18 protein-coding genes are annotated in these 21381 nt (G+C 72.0%); 10 read left to right on the top strand and 8 right to left on the bottom strand.

The window, feature by feature from the left end:
- The first annotated feature begins 198 nt into the window (after nucleotides 1–198).
- The 6 genes from Apa02nite_RS08360 (at nucleotide 199) to Apa02nite_RS08335 (ending at nucleotide 9379) form a co-directional block, all read left to right on the top strand.
- Complete coding sequence (locus Apa02nite_RS08360; RefSeq protein WP_203824544.1) at nucleotides 199–1845, top strand: beta-1,3-glucanase family protein; 1647 nt, start codon at nucleotides 199–201, stop codon at nucleotides 1843–1845.
- A 227-nt stretch (nucleotides 1846–2072) separates the two neighbouring features.
- Nucleotides 2073–3524 (top strand): pyridoxal phosphate-dependent decarboxylase family protein, encoded by a 1452-nt coding sequence (locus tag Apa02nite_RS08355; RefSeq protein ID WP_239164191.1) that lies wholly within the window; start codon nucleotides 2073–2075, stop codon nucleotides 3522–3524.
- Nucleotides 3524–4810, top strand: coding sequence for a lysine N(6)-hydroxylase/L-ornithine N(5)-oxygenase family protein (locus tag Apa02nite_RS08350; RefSeq protein ID WP_203824542.1), 1287 nt, complete (start codon nucleotides 3524–3526; stop codon nucleotides 4808–4810). The genes Apa02nite_RS08355 and Apa02nite_RS08350 overlap by 1 nt, the downstream gene beginning before the upstream one ends.
- Nucleotides 4807–7017 carry a GNAT family N-acetyltransferase gene (locus tag Apa02nite_RS08345; protein ID WP_203824541.1) on the top strand — a complete coding sequence of 737 codons (2211 nt, stop codon included), beginning with the start codon at nucleotides 4807–4809 and terminating at the stop codon, nucleotides 7015–7017. The genes Apa02nite_RS08350 and Apa02nite_RS08345 overlap by 4 nt, the downstream gene beginning before the upstream one ends.
- Before the next feature lie 2 nt (nucleotides 7018–7019).
- Nucleotides 7020–8822, top strand: a complete 1803-nt coding sequence (locus tag Apa02nite_RS08340; protein ID WP_203824540.1) for a penicillin acylase family protein — start codon at nucleotides 7020–7022, stop codon at nucleotides 8820–8822.
- Complete coding sequence (locus Apa02nite_RS08335) at nucleotides 8819–9379, top strand: GNAT family N-acetyltransferase (protein WP_203824539.1); 561 nt, start codon at nucleotides 8819–8821, stop codon at nucleotides 9377–9379. The genes Apa02nite_RS08340 and Apa02nite_RS08335 overlap by 4 nt, the downstream gene beginning before the upstream one ends.
- 411 nt (nucleotides 9380–9790) lie before the next feature.
- Here the strand turns inward: Apa02nite_RS08335 and Apa02nite_RS08330 are convergent, their stop codons facing one another.
- Both Apa02nite_RS08330 and Apa02nite_RS51870 read right to left on the bottom strand, forming a co-directional pair.
- Complete coding sequence (locus tag Apa02nite_RS08330) at nucleotides 9791–10966, bottom strand: hypothetical protein (RefSeq protein ID WP_203824538.1); 1176 nt, start codon at nucleotides 10964–10966, stop codon at nucleotides 9791–9793.
- Between the two features lie 81 nt (nucleotides 10967–11047).
- Nucleotides 11048–11170, bottom strand: coding sequence for a hypothetical protein (locus Apa02nite_RS51870; protein WP_275412441.1), 123 nt, complete (start codon nucleotides 11168–11170; stop codon nucleotides 11048–11050).
- 91 nt (nucleotides 11171–11261) lie between these two features.
- Here Apa02nite_RS51870 and Apa02nite_RS08325 point away from each other — a divergent pair, with 91 nt between their 5' ends.
- Nucleotides 11262–12209, top strand: coding sequence for a GlxA family transcriptional regulator (locus Apa02nite_RS08325; RefSeq protein WP_067685570.1), 948 nt, complete (start codon nucleotides 11262–11264; stop codon nucleotides 12207–12209).
- A gap of 9 nt (nucleotides 12210–12218) precedes the next feature.
- Here Apa02nite_RS08325 and Apa02nite_RS08320 read toward each other — a convergent pair whose 3' ends face one another.
- The 3 genes from Apa02nite_RS08320 to Apa02nite_RS08310 form a co-directional block, all read right to left on the bottom strand.
- Complete coding sequence (locus Apa02nite_RS08320; protein ID WP_203824537.1) at nucleotides 12219–12977, bottom strand: SDR family oxidoreductase; 759 nt, start codon at nucleotides 12975–12977, stop codon at nucleotides 12219–12221.
- A 297-nt stretch (nucleotides 12978–13274) separates the two neighbouring features.
- A complete protein-coding gene (locus tag Apa02nite_RS08315; protein WP_203824536.1) occupies nucleotides 13275–13844 on the bottom strand; it encodes a hypothetical protein in 570 nt (189 codons plus the stop codon).
- Nucleotides 13841–14482 carry a hypothetical protein gene (locus Apa02nite_RS08310; RefSeq protein WP_203824535.1) on the bottom strand — a complete coding sequence of 214 codons (642 nt, stop codon included), beginning with the start codon at nucleotides 14480–14482 and terminating at the stop codon, nucleotides 13841–13843. Before Apa02nite_RS08310 ends, Apa02nite_RS08315 begins: the two co-directional genes overlap by 4 nt.
- Nucleotides 14483–14579: 97 nt before the next feature.
- On the opposite strand from Apa02nite_RS08310, the gene Apa02nite_RS08305 reads away from it, so the two are divergent.
- Nucleotides 14580–16022: a GGDEF domain-containing protein gene (locus Apa02nite_RS08305; protein WP_203824534.1), complete on the top strand. Its 1443-nt coding sequence runs from the start codon at nucleotides 14580–14582 to the stop codon at nucleotides 16020–16022.
- Here the strand turns inward: Apa02nite_RS08305 and Apa02nite_RS08300 are convergent.
- From Apa02nite_RS08300 to Apa02nite_RS08290, 3 genes are read right to left on the bottom strand one after another with little or no spacing between them, the layout of a single operon-like run.
- Entirely contained in the window at nucleotides 15992–16750 is a 759-nt protein-coding gene (locus Apa02nite_RS08300; RefSeq protein WP_203824533.1) for a cobalt-precorrin-6A reductase, read from the bottom strand. The two genes, Apa02nite_RS08305 and Apa02nite_RS08300, sit on opposite strands and share 31 nt — an antisense overlap.
- Nucleotides 16747–17490: a precorrin-4 C(11)-methyltransferase gene (gene cobM, locus Apa02nite_RS08295; protein WP_067708325.1), complete on the bottom strand. Its 744-nt coding sequence runs from the start codon at nucleotides 17488–17490 to the stop codon at nucleotides 16747–16749. The genes Apa02nite_RS08300 and cobM overlap by 4 nt, the downstream gene beginning before the upstream one ends.
- The gene (locus Apa02nite_RS08290) at nucleotides 17487–18695 is read right to left on the bottom strand and encodes a bifunctional cobalt-precorrin-7 (C(5))-methyltransferase/cobalt-precorrin-6B (C(15))-methyltransferase (RefSeq protein ID WP_067708322.1); all 1209 of its coding nucleotides are present in this window, start codon (nucleotides 18693–18695) and stop codon (nucleotides 17487–17489) included. Before Apa02nite_RS08290 ends, cobM begins: the two co-directional genes overlap by 4 nt.
- A gap of 165 nt (nucleotides 18696–18860) precedes the next feature.
- Here Apa02nite_RS08290 and Apa02nite_RS08285 point away from each other — a divergent pair, with 165 nt between their 5' ends.
- On the top strand, nucleotides 18861–20804 hold the full coding sequence (locus tag Apa02nite_RS08285; RefSeq protein WP_239164190.1) for a ferredoxin reductase family protein: 1944 nt from the start codon (nucleotides 18861–18863) through the stop codon (nucleotides 20802–20804).
- Nucleotides 20805–20837: 33 nt separating this feature from the next.
- Nucleotides 20838–21353 carry an FMN-binding protein gene (locus Apa02nite_RS08280; RefSeq protein WP_203824532.1) on the top strand — a complete coding sequence of 172 codons (516 nt, stop codon included), beginning with the start codon at nucleotides 20838–20840 and terminating at the stop codon, nucleotides 21351–21353.
- Nucleotides 21354–21381 lie beyond the last annotated feature (28 nt).

Below are 21381 nucleotides of genomic sequence, written 5' to 3'. Positions count from 1 at the left end.
TGCGCTCCGCGCCGAAAGTCCCCACACGTCGGCCTGTCGCGCCGCGGCCCGGTCTTCGGCGGAAAATCTGGGGGAAAGTGTTATCAGGTTCCGGGAAAGACGTCACGTTAAAGGAACCTTAAAGATGTGACCGGAAGCCCCGGGGATTTCCCATAATGGGGTCTTCCCCGATCACATCTCCCCCGGAGGCGATTCCCGATGCGCCGGAAAAGAACGTTGTTGCTCGCCTCACTGGCGACCGTCGCCGCGGTCGGCACCGCCTGGGTAGCACTGCCCGCGTCCGCCGCCGCTGCCACTGCAACCCTGCGTACGGTGTCCGACTGGGGCTCCGGCTGGCAGGACGAGGTGGTCATCAGCAACGCCGGAACGTCCGCGATGACCTCCTGGAAAGTCGAATTCGACATGCCCGCCGGTGGCACTGTCGGCAGTTTCTGGGACACCCAGATGGCCGTCAGTGGCAGTCACCGGACATTCACGAACAGTAGTTGGAACGGCGCGATTCCGGTCGACGGAAAGGTGACGTTCGGATTCGTCGGCTCGGGTGGCCAGCCGGTCAACTGCAAGCTGAACGGCCAGCCCTGCGGCGGCGCGACCGACGGCGGCACCGTGACCACGGCGCCGACCGTGGCCCCCACGAAGACCGCGACCGTCGCGCCGACCACCGCGGCGCCGACCACCGCGCCGACCGTCGCCCCGACGACGACCACCGCGCCGACGGCCACCCCGACGAAGGCCGCGACCGTCCCGCCGCGCGAGGACCTGCTCCCGGTCACGGTGAGCAACAAGTCCGGCCGCAACGACGCCGTCCACCTCTACGTGCTGGGCGTCAACCTGGACACCGGCAAGCTCGGTTACGTGAACAAGGCCGGCGGTTTCACCCCGTGGACCGGCGGCGCGGCCACCCCGGTCCCGGCGCCGGACGTGTCGATCGACGGCCCGGCCGCCGGCGGCAGCACCACGATCAAGGTGCCGCGCAACCTCTCCGGCCGGTTGTACTTCTCGTTCGGTCAGAAGCTCGACTTCCGGCTGACCCCGGACGGCCTGGTGCAGCCCGCGCCGTGGGCCGGTGGCGACCCGAACCACGACATCCTGTTCGACTGGAGCGAGTTCACCGTCAACTCGTCCGGGCTGTGGCTGAACAGCTCGCAGGTGGACATGTTCGCGATCCCGCACATCGTCGGTGTGACCGGCGGCAGCGGCGTGACCAGCGTGACCGGCGAGGTGAAGACCGGCGGCCGGCAGAAGGTGATCGACGCGATCAAGGCGGACAGCGCGTTCGCGAAGAGCGTGGTGACCCGCGCCGACGGGACCGTGCTGCGGGTGCTGGCGCCGGGCAAGGCGGCCGACGCGGGCCTGATGAGCCCGACCTACCTGGACTCGTACATCACGAGCGCCTGGGGCGCGTACACATCGAAGGCCCTGACCGTCACGCCGTTCACCGACCAGCCGAGCGTGAAGTACACCGGCCGCACCTCGGGTGACGTCATGAACTTCACCGACACCTCGGGCCGGACGGTGGCCTCGTTCACCAAGCCGAGCACCGCGAACGTCTGGGGCTGCGACGGCGCGCTCGGCGCTCCGAACGACCAGGTCGTCGGCCCGATCGCGCGGACCCTCTGCGCCGCGATGCAGCGCACCACGCTGGGCCGGCTCGACGTCCAGCCGAGTGGCACGGCCGCCGACTTCTACCAGGGCAACCCGGCCAACCTGTACGCCAAGGTGATCCACGCCAACATGGTCGACGGCAAGGCGTACGCGTTCGCCTTCGACGACGTGCTCAACCAGGAGTCGCTGGTCCACGACGGTGACCCGCGAGCCGCACAGATCACGTTCACTGCCTTCTGAGGCTGAGATCTGGGGCCTGCCGCGCGTGCGGTAGGCCCCATTTGTGTTGTGTGACTAATCACTAATGCTCGATATGCACCCTCGGAAAGGCGTGGGACCGCTGCTCATGCCCCTTGTGGATCATGAGCGGCCGTTCAGGCTCCAGGTTTCATATTCGTGACCGGCCGGTTAGCCTCCCCTTCGAAGTTAGGTAAGGTTTACCTTAGGAGGCCGCGTTGGAGGAGTCCGTGTCCCCGCATCTGTTCTCCGGGTCCACGCTGGACGCGTACACGTCCGGCGTGTGGCACGCATCGGCGCTGCTCGCCGACCGGGTGAAGGCAGTGCGGCAGCCGTACTCCGGCGCCACCGTCGGTGACCTGCAGGTCCAGGTCGACGCCGTGGATCTGGACCGCCCGCTGGGCGACACCGGTGCCGCGCTGCACGAGGTCGCCCGGCTCTATGTGGACAACGCCGTCTGGTTCCACGAGCCGACCTACGTGGCGCACCTGAACTGCCCGGTCGCCATCCCGGCACTGAGCGCCGAGGTGCTGATCTCCGCGATCAACTCCTCGGTCGACACCTGGGACCAGAGCGCCACCGGCACCCTGATCGAGCGCCGCCTGATCGACTGGACGGCCGGCCGGATCGGCTTCGGCCCCGGCGCGGACGGTGTCTTCACCAGCGGCGGCACCCAGTCCAACCTGCAGGGTCTGCTGCTCGCCCGGGAGGAGGCCCTGGAGGGCCGGTCCCGCGAGGCGAGCCTGGCCCGGCTGCGGATCTTCGCGACCACCGAGAGCCACTTCAGCGTCAGCAAGTCGGCCGGCATCCTCGGCCTGGCCGCGGACGCGGTGGTCGGCGTCGCCACCGACGGCACCGGCCGGATGGACCCGGACGCGCTGGTCGCGGCGATCGAGGGGGTACGCCGGGACGGCGGCCTGCCGATGGCCGTGGTCGCCACCACCGGCACCACCGACCTGGGCCGGATCGACCCGGTCGACGTGATCGGCCCGATCTGCGAGAGCCAGGGCGTCTGGCTGCACGTGGACGCCGCGTACGGCTGTGGCCTGCTCGTCTCGCCCCGCCGCCGGCACCTGCTGGACGGCATCGAGCGGGCCGACTCGGTCACCGTCGACTTCCACAAGAGCTTCTACCAGCCGGTCAGCTGCAGCGCGATCGTGGTGCGCCGGGGTGAGACGATGCGCCGGATCGCGGTGCACGCCGACTACCTGAACCCGCGGACCGCGACCGTGCCCAACCAGGTGGACAAGAGCCTGCAGACCACCCGGCGGTTCGACGCGCTCAAGCTCTGGATGACGCTGCGCACGATGGGTTCCGAGGAGATCGGCACCATGTTCGACACGGTCGTGGACCGTGCCGCCGAGGTGCACGCCGAGATCGGCCGGGACCCCGACTTCGAGGCGCTCGCCGCGCCGACGCTGAGCACCGTGCTGTTCCGGTACCGGCCGGACGGGATGACCGTCGCGGAGTGCGACGAGCTGATGCCCCGGCTGCGCCAGCGACTGTTCCACGGCGGTGAGGCGATCGTGGCCGGCACCGTGATGGGCGGCCACTACTGGCTGAAGTTCACCCTGCTGAACCCGAACACCACGATGGAACACCTGGCCAACGTGCTGAACCTGATCCGGCTGACCGGGCGGGACCTGCTCGGCGAGAAGAGCGGCGCGGCGGTGATGGTCTGATGCACACGTACGATTTCGTGGCGATCGGCGCCGGCCCGTTCAACCTCGGCCTGGCCGCGCTCACCGAGGACCGGCCCGAGGTGGACGGGATCTTCCTGGAACAGCGCGCCGGGTTCGACTGGCACCCCGGTCTGATGATCGAGGGCGTCACCATCCAGGTGCCGTTCCTCGCCGACCTGGTCACCATGGCCGACCCGACCTCGCGGTTCAGTTTCCTGAACTACCTCAAGCAGGTCGGCCGGCTGTACCCGTTCTACATCCGGGAGAGCTTCTTCCCGCTGCGCGCCGAGTACAACGAGTACTGCAAGTGGGTCGCCGGCCAGCTGAGCTCGATCCGCTGGAACACCCGCGTGGACAAGGTGACCCACGACGGCGAGGCATATCTCGTGCAGACGGAGGGGGAGACGTTCCGGGCCCGCAAGCTGGTCCTCGGCATCGGCACCGCGCCGCGCGTCCCGGCCGTCGTCGACCAGGGACCGTACGTGCACAGCGCCGACTACCTGGCCAACAAGGCGAAGCTGCAGTCCCTCGACACGATCACGGTGGTCGGCAGCGGGCAGAGCGCGGCCGAGATCTACCACGACCTGCTCACCGAGATCGACACGTACGGCTACCACCTGAGCTGGATCACCCGGTCGCCGCGGTACTTCCCGATGGAGTACACCAAGCTGACCCTGGAGATGACCTCCCCGGAGTACATCCGGTACCACCACTCGCTGCCGATGGAGGTCCGTGACCGGCTCGGCCGCGAGCAGCGCAACCTCTACAAGGGCATCAGCGCCGACCTGGTCGACGCGATCTACGAGACGCTCTACGCGAAGAGCCTCACCGGCCCGGTGCCGACCACCATGCTCACCGGCGTCGAGCTGGAGGGCGTGATCTGGGACGAGGCCGCCGGCCGGTACACCCTGGCGCTGCAGCACCGGGAGCAGGGCCGCTCGTTCACGGCCGGGACACAGGGCCTGCTGCTGGCCACCGGGTACGCCGCGCGGGTCCCGTCCTTCCTGGACCCGGTCCGCGACCGGATCAACTGGGACGCCCGCGGCCGTTTCGACGTGGCCGTGGACTACTCGGTCGACGTGGCCGGTGACGAGATCTTCGTGCAGAACGCCGAGGAGCACACGCACAGCCTCACCGCCCCGGACCTGGGCATGGGGCCGTACCGGAACTCGGTGATCCTCAAGGGCCTGACCGGCCGGGAGATCTACCCGATCGAGGAACGGATCGCCTTCCAGCAGTTCGGCGCGCCCACCGCCGACCTTCCCCGACAACTGGTGACGTCATGAACCTCGTACCGCTCGACCTCGACCGCGACCTGGAACTGCTGCACTGCTGGGTGACCCACCCCCGGTCGCACTACTGGGGGCTGCAGGGCGCCGGCCCGGAGCGGGTCCGCGACGAGTACCAGAAGATCGCCGACAACCCGCACCACCACGCGTGGCTGGGCCTCGACGACGACGGCACCCCGCTGTTCCTGGCCGAGACGTACGACCCCGCGCACAGCGAGCTGGCACCGCACTACGCCGTACGCCCCGGTGACCTCGGTATGCACGTGCTGGTCGCGCCGCCGACCCGGCACCGCGCCGGTATCACCTCGGCGGTGATGCGCGCGGTGCTGGACTTCTGTTTCGCCCAGCCCGGGATCGACCGTGTCGTGGTCGAGCCGGACGTCCGCAACGACGCGATCCAGCGGAAGAACGCCGAGGCCGGTTTCGTCGTGGAGAAGGACGTCGCGCTGCACGACAAGACGGGGCGGCTGAGCTTCTGCACCCGCACCGCGTACGCGATGAGCGCACCCCACCTGCAGCCCGCCGCGATGGAGTTCGCCAACCGCCGCCTGATCGCGAAGGCGATCGCCGAATTCAGTCACGAGCGCCTGATCACGCCCACCCATGAGGAAGGCGACAGCTACCGCTTCGGTGACCTGACCTTCACCGCCCGGCGGTTCGCCCTGGAGCACTGGGTCGTCGACGCGGACTCCCTCGAGGGCGGCCCGCTCGACGCGCTCGACTTCATCACCGGGCTGCGCGAAACCCTCGGGATCCCGGAGAAGCTGCTCGGCACGTACCTCGAGGAGATCTCCGCGACGCTGGCCGGCAGCGCCTGGAAGTTCACCCACCGCCGGGAGACCGCGGACGACCTCGTGCACGCGGACTTCCAGACCATCGAGGCCGCGATGACCGAGGGTCACCCCGGTTTCGTGGCCAACAACGGGCGGATCGGTTTCGGACTCCAGGACCACGAGGCGTACGCGCCGGAGGCCGGGCAGCCGGTGCGGTTGCGCTGGGTGGCGGTCCGCAAGGACGCCAGCCTGTTCGTGACCATCGGTGACGAGCGCGAGCACTACCTGGCCGAGTTCGGTGCGGACACGTTGGACCGCTATGAACGTACCCTCAAAGCTCGCGGCCTGGACCCGGACGACTACCGCTACCTGCCGGTGCACCCCTGGCAGTGGGAGCACAAGGTCACCGTGACGTTCGCCGCGGACGTGGCCCGCCGGGCGATCGTGCCGCTGGACGAGGGCGACGACCGCTACCGTGCGCAGCAGTCGATCCGGACGTTCTTCAACACCGACCGCCCCGACCGGCACTACGTGAAGACCGCGATCGCGGTGCAGAACATGGGCTTCCTGCGCGGGCTGTCGCCGAAGTACATGCGGGCCACGCCGCCGATCAACGAGTGGGTCAAGTCGCTCGTGGACGGTGACGAGGAGCTGCGGGACTGCGGTTTCTCCGTGCTGCGCGAGCTGGCCGCGATCGGCTACACCGGCGACGCCTACCACCGGACCGGCACGCCGAGCGTCTACACCAAGATGCTTGCGGCCCTCTGGCGGGAGAGCCCGATGCCGCAGCTGGCCGACGGCGAGCGGCTGGCCACCATGGCCAGCCTGGTGCACCGCGACCGGGACGGTTACGCCCTGGTCACCGCGCTGATCCGGGCCTCCGGCGCCAGCCCGGCCGAGTGGGTCACGGCGTATTTCCGGGCCTACCTGCGGCCGATCGTGCACTGCCTGCTGAAGCACGACCTGGCCTTCATGCCGCACGGCGAGAACCTGATCGTGGTGTTCGAGAACCACGTGCCGCGCCGGGTGTTCATGAAGGACATCGGCGAGGAGGTGGCGGTGATGAACGACCAGCCGCTGCCCGCCGAGGTGGAGCGGATCCGGATCGACGTCTCCGACGAGATCAAGGAACTCGCGCTGTTCACCGACGTCTTCGACGGGTTCCTCCGGCACCTCGCCGGGATCCTGGCGGTCGACGGGGTGCTGTCCGAGAGCGAGTTCTGGGGCCTGGCCGGCGACTGCGTCCGCGGCCACGCCAAGGACCACCCGGATCTGGCCGGTCGCCTCGACCTGCTCCGCCCGGCCTTCGCGCACTCCTGCCTGAACCGGCTCCAGCTGCGCAACACCCTGCAGATGGTGGACCTGACCGACCAGGCCAGCTCACTGATCTTCGCGGGTGAGCTGGCGAACCCGATCGCGGTCTCCGGCTGAGGATGAGCGTCTACCGCGACGACTACGGCATCCCGCACCTGCGGGCCGGCTCGGTCGACGAGCTGGCGTTCCTGCAGGGGCGGGTGACCGCTTCCGATCGGGGTCGCCAGCTGCTCGTCGAGCGCCTGCGGTCGGAAGGCCGGCTGGCCTCGACCGTGGGCGCCGCCGAGGTGGACTGGGACCGGTTCGCCCGGCGGGCCATGCTCGACGACACCGCCCAGCGGTGCTTCGCCCGGCTGGCCGACGCCACGAAGAGCTGGCTGACCGCCTACGCCGACGGCGTCCGGGCCGGCGGCGTCGACTGGCATCCGTGGTCGTCGCTCGGTGTCTTCCAGGTGCAGCACATCCTGTTCGGCACGTTCCCGAACAAGATGTGGCGCGCCCACGTCGAACGCACGCTCGGCCCGGACGCCGCCGCGTGGTTCGCGGTCGAGGGGCCCGGCGGGTCCGGCAGCAACGCCTGGGCGGTGCCCGGTGAGATCGCCGGCGACCCGCACCGGCTGCTCGAACTGCCCGGCGTCTACCAGCAGATCCGGCTCGCCTGCCCGGAGTTCGACGTGGCCGGGCTGACCTTCCCGGGCGTGCCCGGCGTGCAGCACTTCGGGCACGCCGGCGACGTGGCCTGGGCGATCACCAACGCTATGGCCGACTACCAGGACCTCTACCAGGAACAATTCCGGGAGACGTCCGCCGGGCTCGAGGCCCGCGGCCCGGCCGGCTGGGAGCCGGTCCACCACCATCAAGAGACGATTTTTGTACGCGGTGCCGACCCGGTCGTGGTCGACGTCGTGGAAACGTCCCGGGGCCCCGTGATCGACGGGAACCTGAGCCTGCGCACACCGGCCCGCGTCGCGGCCGACCTGGGCTTCGACGCGCTGCTCGGGTTGCTTCACGCGCGGACCGCCGACGACGTGGCCGACGCGTTCGCCGGCTGGGTCGAACCGGTCAACAGCGTCCTGGTCGCCGACAACAGCGGAACGGTGCTGCAGCTCACCGCGGGCCGGGTGCCGATCCGCGACGCCCGGAACCAGCAGGTCCCGGTCCCTGCCTGGGAGCCGCGGTACGCCTGGCAGCCGGGCTGGGTCCCGCCGTTCCGGGCCGCGGTGACCGACGCGGTGAACGCCAACGACCGGCGGCCGGACACCCTGGCCTACGGCGCGGACTTCTCCCCGCCCGGCCGGGCCCGGCGGATCCGCGAGCTGCTCTCGGCCGGTGCCACGCCCGAGCAGATCCACATGGATACCTCGATGCCGGCCGGCTCGGTCGAGGCCGGTCGGCGCGGAGCCGCGCGGTCCGAGGCCGCCCGGAGCCTCCACGATCATCCGGCGTTGCGGCCGCTGTTCACCGAACACGGGTACGACCCGGTCTTCGCGCCGTGGACCGACCCGCGCGGCCGGATCGGCCACTCCCTCGACGGGGTCCTCGACGGTCTCGGCCTGTCCGTCTCCGATCTCGCCCCGACACTGTCCTCGGGCACCTGGGGCTCGCGGCATCTGCTGCACCCGATCGTCCTGCCCGGGCTGGACTGCGACCTGCCCCGGGTCGAGCTCAGCGGTTCGCACGGCTGCGTTCTCAACACCACGAGCATCCCGGGCGTCAGCGACCTGTGCTGGCGCGGCCCGGTCGCCCGGTACGTGTGGGACCTCACGGACCGGCAGCGCAGCCGATGGGTCGTGCCGTTCGGCGCCGTCGACGCGCCGGACTCCCCGCACTTCCTCGACCAGCTGCCGCTGTGGGCGAACGGCGAGCTGGTCCCGCTGATCACCGACTGGGACCGTCTCCACCTCGAAGAGGAATCGTCATGACTGCCGTCTTTTCCCGCAAGCTCACCGGGCTGGGCGAGTTCAGCCTGATCCCGCTGGACCCGGTGGTGCACGCCGAGCTGGTGCACTCGTGGGTCGTCCAGCCGCGCAACCGGTTCTGGGGCATGACCGACCACACCGTCGACCAGGTGCGCGAGATCTACGCGTTCGTGGCCGGCCTGGACAGCCACCACGCGTACCTGATGCTCATCGACGAGCAGCCGATCGGGATCTTCCAGACGTACCAGCCGGAGCACGACCCGGTCAGCGAGTGCTACGACGTCCAGGGCGGCGACTTCGGCGTCCACCTGATGTTCTCGCCCGGCGACCGGGAACTGCCCCACCTGACCAGCGTCGTGATGCCCGTGCTGCACGAGTTCGCGTTCCTCGACCCGGCCGTGCGCCGCCTGATCGTCGAGCCGGACATCCGCAACGAGAAGGCCATCACCCGGATGGAACGGCAGGGCTTCGAACTCGGCCCCACCATCGACCTCGGCCACAAACAGGCCCGCCTGGCCTTCCTCACCCGCCCCCGCTGGCAGTCCCTCCACCACGCATGACCCCCACCGCATCGCGTGTGAAGTTGTGGCGCGCCACGCGCCGAAAGTCCCCACGCTGCGGGGTCGACCGCGTTGCGTGTGAAGTTGTGGTGCGCTACGCGCCGAAAGTCCCCACGCTGCGGGGTTGACCGCGTTGTGTGTGAAGTTGTGGTGCGGTGCGCGCCGAAAGTCCCCACGCTGCGGGGTCAACCGCATTGTGTGTGAAGTTGTGGTGCGGTGCGCGCCGAAACTTCACACGCTTGGGGTTTGGTCTGACCGCAACCGCCCACGGACGTCGCCCCGGAGGGCTTCGCGTTCTGGACGCGCCAGCGGCCAGCGAAGCCCGCAGGGGTCCCGGCGGGAGCGACGGTCCGCACCCCAGCGGACGCACGACATCTTGACCTTGATCTTTTTCGGTCTTGCGACGCGGCCTCACGACGTCGGGCGGTAGGCGATCTCCGGGTCCAGCAGCGGTGTCCACGTCGGACGCCAGCGCGGGTTGCGGGCCTCGACCTCTTCCTGCAGATTCGTGCGCCAGGGGCCGGAGACGCCGTCGTCGGGCCACCAGGACGGCCAGGAGTCGTAGCAGCGCTCGATCCGGAACTTGTTGGCGCTGGTCTCCACCCGCAGGTAGAACCAGCGGCCGTAACGCGGATCGGATTCGGCCCGGCGCAGCGCGCGGACCAGCTCGGTGAGACGGCGGAACGCCGCGTAACGCTCTTCGCCCGGCCGGTCGGCCGGTGGGTGCTCGCCGGGCTGGGAGCTGAAGCTCGTCGCGTCCGCGTAGGCCAGCAGCGAGCACCGCCCGTCACCGGCCGGCGCGCGCTCCTGCAGCCAGCTGACCAGCGCGCCGAGCTCGTCGGTGTCCGGTGGCGCGGGCCGGCGCAACTCGGTCGCCTCGCGCATGGCCGACCAGACCAGCCGGTCGTGCTCGCCCTGACTGAGCCGCCGGACCCGGCGCATCGGCGGGCGCTGCCCCGGCGCGATCCGCGGCGCCCGGGTGCCCGGAGTGATCCCGCCCCGGTTCGCGGCGGCGAGCGCGGACCCGATGTCCGCGGTGTCGCCGAGCAGCGCGTCGAGGTGCCCGGCGTCGACCTCACCGCGGATCGCGGCGTGCAACAGGTCGGCGGCGATCTCGCGCAGCCCGGGCCGGGCGGCCAGACCCGTGACGGCGTGCAGCGCGGTGACCATGCGCTCCTCGCTGAGCAGCGGCGCGAGCAGTTCGACCATGCCGTCGTGGTACCGGGGCTGGTAGCGCACCCGGGACCAGCGGCCGTTCTCGTGCCAGATCACGAAACCCAGCTCGTCGTTCTCGGCCAGCGGCGCCAGCTCGGCCCAGGGCAGCCAGTCCGGCGCGCCGGTGAGCGGGTCGGCGGCCGGGTCGGTGGAGACCGCGGCGTGGTGGTCGTGGTGCGCGCCGTAGAGCACCGCGCGGCGGCCGTCGAGCAGCGCGAACCGGGCCCAGCCGGTTTCCGGGTCGTCCCGCCGGGCGCCGCGCTCGTCGATGGACCACCGCTCACCACGGCTGATGCCGGTCATCGCGGCGCTCAGCGCGGCCCAGCGGGTCCAGAGCAGTCCGGGCGCGGGCAGGTCCACGTCGGTCAGCATCTGTCCACTGTGCCAAATGCCGCCGGGCGACCGTCACCCACGGGGGGCGGAAATCGTCCGGCGGCTTCTCCCGGGGACCGGTCACGAGTCGCGGCGGCCGTCGACGCTGGGCTTCCGATCGGCGCTGTCCCGGCTGTCCGCGGTGAGGCCGGCCGCGGAGGCTATCGAAAGTAGGACGAAGAAGGCAAGAAGGATGATTTCCATGCCTCTAGCGTCGTCTCGAAACCGGTGTCGTACCAGTGGCAGTAATGCCATACATCTTCAAGAAACTGCCAACCTTCGGTACGGTGTCGGCATGTTGCGCAGCGTTGCCGTGATCGCCATGCAGGAGGTGGCGGTCTTCGAGCTGGGTGTCCTCTGTGAGCTGTTCGGCTACGACCGCACCCCGGAGGGCCTGCCCGGATACGAGTTCTCGGTCTGCAGCGTCGGCGGCGCCCCGGTGCCGACCCACTCCGGTTTCGCGATCACGCCCAGCCACGACCTCACCCCGGCCTGGACCGCCGACCTGGTCGCCGTCGTCCCCAACGACATCCAGGACGCGCCGCCCGAGATCCTCGAGGTGCTGCGCCACGCCCACGACCGCGGCGCCTGGGTGATGAGCGTGTGCACCGGCGCGTTCGCCCTGGGCGAGGCCGGCCTGCTCGACGACCGCCGCTGCACCACACACTGGCGGCACACCGACCGGCTCGCCGACCGGTTCCCCGCGGCGAAGGTCGACCCGGGCGTCCTCTACGTCGCCGACGGCACCGTGCTGACCAGCGCCGGCACCGCCGCCGCGATCGACTGCGGCCTCCACCTGATCCGCGAGGAGCAGGGCTCCGCGGTGGCCGCGCAGATCGCCCGGCGGATGGTCGTCCCGCCGCACCGGGACGGCGGCCAGGCCCAGTTCATCGAGACGCCGATGCCGACGGTGTCCTGCGAGACCCTCCAGCCGCTGCTGACCCACCTGCTGGAGACCCTCGACCGGGAGCACACCGTGGAGACCATGGCCGCCCTGGTGCACCTGGCCCCGCGGACGTTCGCCCGCCGGTTCCGGGCCGAGACCGGGGCCACCCCGCACGACTGGCTGACCGGCCAGCGGGTGCTGCTCGCCCGGCGGCTGCTGGAGGACACCGAGCTGGGGGTGGACGTGATCGCGGGGAAAGCGGGGTTCGGCAGCGCACAGACCTTGCGGCATCACTTCGGTCAGCGGCTGAGCACGACCCCGCAGTCCTACCGGAGCACCTTCAAGACCAAAGCCTGAGCGGTCGGATCAGCCCCCGTCCGCCGCCTGCCAGTCGGCGAGGGTGATCGTGCCGAGGCGTGCTCCCGGCCCGGCCACCAGCGCGTTCACCGGCACGTTCGCGCCGAAGAACGGCTTGCCATCCGAGGTGATCTTCAGGTCGGGAGCCAGCCGCCGGCCGATCTCGTCCAGCGGCAGCACCTCCGGCCCGGCCACCTCGACGGTCCCGCCCGTCCCGCCCGCGCTGGCCGTGCTGGCCGGTTCGGACTCGACCACGTCGGCCAGGATCGTGGTCAGGTCGGCGAGGTCGATCGGCTGCAGGTTCACCGGAGCCAGCCGGGCCTCGCCGTCCACCGAGTTGGCCCGGATCAGCGGCGCCAGGAACGTGTGGAACTGGGTGGCCCGGACGATCGTGTACGGAACCCCGCCGGCCTTGACCGCCGCCTCCTGCGCCAGCTTCGCCCGGTAGTACGCCAAGTCGGAAGCCGCCTCCAACCCGACGATCGAGAGCAGCACGTGATGCCGGACCCCGGCCGCCCGCGCCGCCGCCGCCACGTTCTCCGACGACTCCCGGAAGAACGCGGTCGCGGCCGCCTCCTCCTGCTCGGTCGTGTTGAGCACGTCCACCACCACGTCCGCCCCGGCGAGCGCCTGCTCCAAGCCACCCCCGGAGATCACGTCCACCCCGGTCGACCGGGCGGCCGCCACCGCCTCGTGCCCCCGCGCCCGCAACTCCTCGACCAGCAACGTGCCGGTCTGCCCGGTCCCGCCGACGACTACCACCACCATGTCGCGCTCCTTCATGTCGGTACCTACCGAAGAAGGACGACCCACCACCCCCACATGTGACAGCACCGCCAGGCAGAGATCCGCCACTCCCGGCAGGCGATCCACCCCAGGCCGACCGAAGATCAGCAAACCCACACGGTACGACGATGAGCACGCGACCGAGCCGGCCGCGTGGTCCTGGCTGGTCCCCAGGGGTGCCTCGAGGACGCGGAGGCACCCCTGAGGGCCAGCCGGTGACGCCGAGCACGCGGGTGGCCGGCGCCGGCCGCGCGGGGGAGCGTCCGCGGCAGAGGGAGGTCAGCGGATCCGGGGGAGTTCTTCCTGGGCGGCGGAGAGCCAGTCGAGGGCGTATTCCAGATCGGTGGCCGCGGCGCGACGCCGGTACGAGCGGTCGGCTCGGGCGGACGCCGCGCAGGATTCGATGCGGCGGCGCAGACCGGCGTACAGATAAGGGTCGTCGATCGGTGCCGGCCCGGCCGCGGCCCGGCGGGAACGGCGGATCCGCAGGCGGCGGAGCCCCGCGCGGACCGCGAGTGCCGCCCAGACGCCGGCCACCGCGATGCCGGCCAGCGGCAGCGGCCGGATCGGACCGGGGATCACCAGCAGCAGCGGGAGTGTCACCAGCAGTCCGGCGGTCAGCGCGGCCAGCAACGTCGGACCGTCGACGGGCCTCGTGGTGGGGCGGTAGCGGGCCGCGGCGGTGAGCAGCTCGCGGCGGGTCTGGCCGAGGCGGGCGAAACCCACCCGGTCCGGGCGGTCGGCGGTCCAGTCGCGGCACTGCGCGTCTGTGACGGTCTCGGCGAGTTCCTGGTCGAGGCGGCGCAGCCGCGGCGCGACCCCACCGGAGAACGGATCATCCCGGCTCACGGCCACTCCTTGGCCAGGTCGTCGAGGTAGCGTTCCAGGCAGTCGATGGCCTGGCAGAGCAGCAGGTCGGCGTGGGCCAGGCGGGCCAGGACCGGATCGGCGGGCACCGCGAGGCGTAGTGCCGGGAGCGGCCAGTTCGCCGAGCCGGCCTGGCGCAGTGTCGCCGAGACCAGCTGGACCCGGGCCCGGACCAGCGGCTCCGGCACCTCGGCGAAACCGTACTGCGCCAGGCCGAAGGAGCGCGCCGGCGCGGTGGGCACGACATGCCGGGCCGCAGCCGCGACGGAACGCCGCGCCAGGACGGAGCGCAGGGCCGGGAGCAGGCGCAGCGTGGTGACGAGCAGGAAGCCGGACGCCACCAGCACCCCCGCCGCGCCGGCGCCGGCCAGCCGGGCCAGGGCGGCCACCCCGGCCACCACCCCGAACGACACCGCCGTCGTGACCAGCAGCGAGATCAGACCCGCCCCGCCGGTCGCCGCCTCCGCCAGGACCGCGTCGGTCTCGGTCAGGCGGGCGCAGGCCGAGCGGATCCAGAACTGCTCCAGGTCGTCGGTGCTCCGGGTGATCTGGGCCAGCCCGTCGGCGAGCAGCGCGCGCACGGCGTCCAGCTCGGCGGGCAGAGCGCGGACCGGCGACATGAATCGAGCGTCGCACCGATGTGGTGGTGGTGAACTGTCGGGTTTCCGCAGGCGGGGGTTCGCTCAGGTCGGCGCGGCCGGCGCCGATCGTCCCGCCGTGCGCAGACAGATGCCAACCCGGGCACTCGACCGGACCCGGCTCGCCGCGGCCGGTATCGGTGGTCTGGCCGTGCTCATCCAGCTCGGCCAGGTCGGCAACCCGCTGCGGTCGGCGGTCTACGAACGGGTGTCGGCGGCGGCGATCGTCGCCCTGGTGGTGCTGCTCGCGGTCGTCTACCGGCGCGGGCGTACCTCCTGGTGGACCGTGCCGGTCGTGCCGGTGCTGGTCACGGTCGGCGCGTCCGGTCTGGCGGATCCGCTGGCCGGCACCGCGCTCTCGCTGGCGCTGCTGATCGCCTGCTCGCTCTACGACACGCATCGGCGGTGGCTCGCCCGGATGGCCGGCGGGATCGTCGCCATGCCGGTCGCGGTGGCGATCTCCCCGGCCGTGGTCAGCCAGGCCACCTCCTGGCACGCCCCGTCGGTGCTCGGGCTGATCCCGCAGATCGTGCTGATGGGTGTGCTGACCCGGGCGTTCTATCTGGGTCTGCGCCGGCAGGAGCTGGCCTCGACCCGGGACGGGATGCTGGCACGGGCCGGCCGGGAGTTGCTCGCGATGTCCGATGGTGGTCAGATCCGCCAGGTCGGTGAACGGACCTCCGCCGCGCTGGTCCGGATGCATCCCGGTGTGGCGTTGCTGATCGTCTTCCGGGATTCCGAGGGTCTGGTGATCGCGTACGCGCCGGGTGCGCCGGGTGAGCTCGCCGGGCGGCGGCTGACCGGGGCGACGCCGGATCCGGCCGAGCTGGCCGCGCTGGTGCCGGGGTTCCGGGACTGGCACGTCGACGGGCTCGGCGGTGATCCGGCGACCGCGCCGCTGCTGATGCTCGTCGGTGGGCGCCGCCCGGTCCCGGACGACCTGGTGGACGCGTTCCGCAGCCTGTCGTACCAGGTGAAGCTCGCCGACGAGGCGCAGCTGGCCCGGGCCGAGCTGGAGTACCGGGCGCACCACGACCACCTGACCGGGCTGCCCACCCGGGCGAAGTTCCTCGGTGCGGCACAGGACGCGATCGCCGGCGGCGGCGCGGTGGCCCTGCTCACCATCGACCTGGACGGCTTCAAGCGGGTCAACGACCGGCACGGGCACGCGGCCGGTGACGAGCTGCTGGTCGCGGTGGCCCGGCGGATCGCCGTGGCGGCCGGGTCGCACGGTCTCGCGGCCCGGTTCGGCGGTGACGAGTTCGCGCTGTTGCTGTCCGATTTCGACGATCCGGCGCGGGCGGAGGAGGCGGCTGGCCGACTCTGTGCCGAGCTGGCCGAACCGGTGCTGCTGACGGCCGGCCCGGTGCGGATCGGCGCGAGCATCGGCGTCGCGTTCGCCGAGCCCGGCGTCACCGTCACCGACCTGCTGCGCCACGCCGACATGGCGATGTACACCGCCAAGGCGGGCGGCAAGAACCGCGTGGTCCGCTACGGCTCCGACCACCCGGTATCGGTCTGATCAAAGGCGGTCTCGTTGATCCAGGCCGCGGCGGCGTCCGCGGTGGGCACGGTCGGCGCCGCCGGCACCGGCGGGCGATCCACCATCAGCACCGGTACGCCGAGCGCCCGAGCCGCCACCAGTTTCGCGTCCGAGCCACCGCTGTCCTTGGTGACCAGCACGTCGATCCGATGCTCGGCCAGCAGTGCCCGCTCCCCGTCCACAGTGAACGGTCCCCGGTCCAGCAGCACCCGCAGCTGCCGGGGCGCCGGGGCGTCCGGCGGCTCCACCGAGCGGGCCAGGAACCAGCATTCGTCCAGCTCGGCAAAAACGGACAGGCCCTGCCGCCCGGTGGTCAGGAAAACCCGCCGCCACCGGTGCGTCCGCACGGTCACGGCCGCCTCGGCCAGGGACGCGACGCGGTGCCACTCGTCGCCCGGCGCCGCACTCCAGCCGGGCCTTCGCACCACCAGCAGGGGTACGCCGGCGAGCGCCCCGGCCGCGACCGCGTGCCCGCTCATCGTGGCGGCGAACGGGTGCGTCGCGTCGACCAGCAGCTCGATCCGCTCCGCGCGCAGGAACGCGGCCAGCCCGTCCACCCCGCCGAACCCGCCCACCCGTACGTCGCCGTCCGGCCACCGGGGCGCTCGGGTCCGGCCGGCCAGCGAGGTGGTCACGGGGTGCTCGCCGGCCAGGAGCCCGGCCAGCTCCCGGGCCTCCGTGGTGCCGCCCAGCAGCAGGATCCTCACGACCGGCAGCGGTCCGCCGAGTACAGGTGACTGTCCGGGAACTGCCCCGCGGTCAGCGCGGCCCCCACCACGATCACCGCGGTCCGCTTGATCCCGGCCTCGCGGACCCGGCCCGCGATGTCGGCGAGCGTGCCCCGGACGATCAGCTCGTCCGGGCGGCTGGCCCGGGCCACCACGGCGACCGGGCAGTCCGCGCCGTAGTTGCCGACCAGCTCGGCGACCACCGCGTCGATCCGCTGCACGGCCAGGTGCAGCACCATGGTGGCCCGGCTCGCGCCGAGCGTGGCCAGGTCCTCACCGGGCGGCATGGCGGTGGCCCGCTCGGCGGTCCGGGTCAGGATCACCGTCTGCGCCACCCCGGGCACGGTGAACTCCCGGCCCAGGCTGGCGGCCGCCGCGGCGAACGCCGGCACGCCGGGAGTGACGTCGTAGGGCACACCGGCCGCGTCCAGCCGGCGCATCTGCTCGGCGACCGCGCTGAACACCGACGGGTCGCCGGAGTGCAGCCGGGCCACGTCCTGGCCGGCGGCGGAGGCGGTGACCATCTCGGCGATGATCTCGTCGAGGGTCAGGTTCGCGGTGTCCACCCGGCGCGCGCCGGGCGGGCAGGCGTCCAGCAACTCGGCGGGGACCAGGCTGCCGGCGTAGAGGCAGACCGGCGCCGCGCTGAGCAGGCGATGCCCGCGCAGCGTGATGAGGTCGGCGGCGCCGGGCCCGGCGCCGATGAAATGTACGGTCATCGCGTCACCGACCAGATAGTCACCGGCATGAAGGCCCGCCAGCCGGTGAAACCACCCACCGGCGAACCGCGCTGCACCGTCAGGCGGGTCAGCTCACCACCCAGTCTCGCGTACGCCCCGGCCAGCACCGCCTCCGACTCCACCGTCACCGCGTTGGCGACCAGCCGGCCACCGGGGCGCAGCGCCGCGAGGCAGCTCTCCAGCACCCCGTCGCCGGTCACCCCGCCGCCGATGAAGATGGTGTCCGGCTCGGGCAGGCCGGCCAGCGCCCCGGGGGCCGTCCCGTGCACGACCCGCAGGCCGGGCACCCCGAGCGCGGCGGCGTTCGCGGCGATCGTGGCGACCCGCCCGGCGGACGACTCGACGGCGATCGCGCGGCAGGCCGGGTGGGCGCGCAGCCACTCGATGCCGATGCTGCCGGAGCCGGCGCCGACGTCCCAGAGCAGCGCGCCGGGGGTGGGCGCGAGCGCGGCGAGGGTGACCGCGCGGACCTCCCGCTTGGTGAGCTGGCCGTCCGAGGCGTACGCGTCGTCCGGCAGCCCCGGGACCACCGCGACCGGCGGGCCGTCACCGCACTCGACGGCGATCACGTTGAGCGGGTCGCCGACCGGCAGCACCCAGTCGCCGGCCGCGCCGGTGCGCACCCGCTCCTCCGGCCCGCCGAGCTGCTCCAGCACGGTGAGCTGTGCCGACGGATAACCGCGGGCGGTCAGGTGCGCCGCGACGGCGGCCGGGGTGTCCGCGCCGGACGAGAGGATCAGCAGCCGGCGGCCCGGGTTCAGCACCCGGCCGATCGTCGCGACCGGTGCGGTGACCAGGCTCACCACGTCGACACGGGCCAGGTCCCAGCCGAGCCGGGCGGCGGCCAGCGCGACCGAGGACGGGTGCGGGTGCACGGTCAGCCGGCCGGGGCCGAGGATCCGGGCCAGGGTGGCGCCGACACCGTGGAACATCGGGTCGCCGCTGGCCAGCACGCCGACCCGCCGGTCGCGCTCGGCCTCGAACAGTCCGGGCAGCGCCGGGAGCATCGGCGACGGCCAGCACTCGCGCCGTGCGGTCACCTCGGGCGGGAGCAGTGCCAGCTGACGTGGCGAGCCGAAGATCACATCGGTGGCGGTCAGCGCGGCCCGGGCCGTACCGGAAAGGTCCTGCCAGCCTCCGGCGCCGAGTCCGACAACGGTGACCGGAGGGGTTGAGGCACTCACCCGCAGAACCTATCCCGTCCCGGGATCCGGAATTTTCCGGTCCGAAGTTGAGCCATCCGGCGGCGGGGTGCGTACGCATTCCTGACGGCTTCCGACCGAGACCGGACCGTCACGTCGGCCAGGGGTGGCGGGCGCCGCGAGACGACTGGTGAGCAGGTGACGACGATGGCCATACCGGCCTTCCAGGACCAGCGTGAGCTGCCGGACGACGACGACGGCTATTTCTCGAGCCTGCGTTCGGACGCCGCGGACACGTCGTGGGACGCGCCGTCCCGTACGCCGGAGCGCCCGTCCTGGGACTCGCCGTCCCGGTCGTCCCGGCACGCCGAGGCCGAGCGGCCCTCGTGGGACTCGCCGTCGCGCGCCTCGCGCCGCCAGGCCGAGGAGGACCGCCCGTCGCGCTACGCCGACGAGGAGGACCGGGCCCCGCGCGAGCGGCCGTCGTGGGACTCGCCGTCCCGCGCGACCCGCTACGCCGACGAGGAACGCCCGTCCTGGGACTCGCCGTCGCAGGCGACCCGGCCCGCGCGGGAAGCCCCGGCGACCCGGCCCACGCGGGAAGCCCCGGCGGAACGGCCCGCGCGGGAAGCTCCGGTGGAACGGCCGTCCTGGGACGCGCCGTCGCACGCCGCGCGGGAGCCGCTGCCGGCCTGGCCGGAGCCCGAGCCCGGCCCGCTGTCCCGGCCCGACGACCCCTACCGCCGCGGTGACATCGCCGTCGAGTCGAGCACCGACCCGACCGGCTGGAAGGCCGGCACCGGCGTCCCGATGCCGGACGACCGCCCGCCCGCCGAGGCCACCTCGGGCAACCGGCTCTTCACCGTGCTGCTGTTCTTCTCCGGGCTGGCCACCAGCGTGGCGCTCTGGCTCTTCGACACCCAGGCCGGCGCGGTCAGCGACACCGCCAGCCTGATGCTGGCCACCGGCCGGATCACCGGCCTGATCGGCGGCTACCTGCTCTTCATCCAGCTGCTGATGATGAGCCGGGTCTCCTGGCTGGAGGAGTGGGTCGGCTCGCGCGACCTGCTCCGCTGGCACCGCTGGCTGGGCACCTCGCTGCTGGTCGCGGTCGTCGCGCACATCGTCACGATCGTCTACGGGTACGCCCTGCTGGCACAGACCGGTGTCGTCGAGCAGGGCTGGACGGTGATCACCACGTTCCCCGAGATGATCAGCGCGACCGTGGCCACCGGCCTGCTGGTGCTGATCTCGCTCACCTCGGTCCGGTTCCTGCGCACCCGGCTGCCGTACGAGTTCTGGCACCTGCTGCACCTCACCGGCTACCTGGTCCTGCTGCTCGGGTACGGCCACCAGGTCGCCACCGGCGCGGACCTGAGCGGCCGGTTCGCCTCGTACTTCTGGCCCGGCCTGGGCGCGCTGGTGATCGCGGCGCTGGTCTGGGGCCGGATCGTCGAGCCGGTCTGGCTGAACGCCCGGCACCGGTTCACCGTCGCCGAGGTGGTCAGCGAGGGCGCCAACACGTTCTCCATCTACATCGCCGCGAAGCGCCTGGACAAGCTGCCCGCGCAGGCCGGCCAGTTCATGCGCTGGCGGTTCCTGAACGGCAACGGCTGGTGGCAGTCGCACCCGTTCTCGCTCTCCGCCGCGCCGAACCGGGAGTGGCTGCGGCTGACCGTCACGGTGGCCGGCGGGCACACCGCCAAGCTGGCCCAGATGCGGCCGGGCACGCCGGTGTGGGCCGAGGGCCCGTTCGGCACGTTCACCGCGCAGCGCCGCACCCGCCGCCGCGCGCTGCTGATCGCCGGTGGCAGCGGCATCGCGCCGGTGCGCGCGCTGCTCGAGGACATGCCGGCCGACACCATCGTGATCTACCGGGCCAGCCGCCCGGACGAGCTGGTGTTCCGCGCCGAGCTGGAGGAGCTGGCCGAGGAGCGGGACGCCTGGGTGCGTTACATCGTCGGTAACCGTACCGACCCGGGACCGCGGCGGCTGTTCACCGAGGCCGGCATGCGCGGGCTGGTGCCCGACGTGAACCGCCGGGACGTGTACCTGTGCGGCCCGCCCGGACTCGTCAACGCGGCCGTCGTGACGCTCAAGCAGCTCGACGTGCCGGACAGCCAGATCCACCTCGACCCGTTCGAGTTCTGATCCCCCTACCCCCTACGACCTGGGAGTTTTGCCATGCGCCGTAGTACCGCAGCAGCTGTCGGCACCCTCACCGGCGCGGCCCTGATCCTCGGGGTCCGCCTGAGCGTGCAGCCGGTGGGTGCCCCGGTGGCGGCCGAGCCGGCCGCCCAGGAGGTGACCGAGGAGCCGGCGCCGGACGAGTCGTCGGCCGCGGCCAAGAAGCCCGCCGCGAAGGAGTCCTCGAAGGGCAAGGCGAGCGCCAAGCCGACCGAGGAGGCCGAGGACGAGAGCGGCCTGAAGAACGGCACCCACCAGGGCAAGGCCGTGCAGAACCCGTACGGCACGGTCCAGGTGACCATCAAGGTCAGCGGCGGCAAGATCACCAGTGCCAACGCGACGTACCCGAAGACCGGGTTCAGCGGCACGATCAACCCGAACGCGGTCACCAAGCTCGGGCAGGAGACCCTCAAGGCGCAGAGCGCCAAGGTCGACACGGTCTCCGGCGCCACCTTCACCAGCCAGTCCTACGTCACGTCGCTGCAGGCCGCGCTGGACGCCGCCGGCGCGTAGGGTCGGTGCTCGTGCGCCACGTCGAGCA

The sequence above is a fragment of the Actinoplanes palleronii genome (assembly GCF_016862315.1).
GTDB lineage: Bacteria > Actinomycetota > Actinomycetes > Mycobacteriales > Micromonosporaceae > Actinoplanes > Actinoplanes palleronii.
Note: the sequence above shows the minus strand (reverse complement) of the source record. Positions and strands in the feature narration are given on the sequence as shown.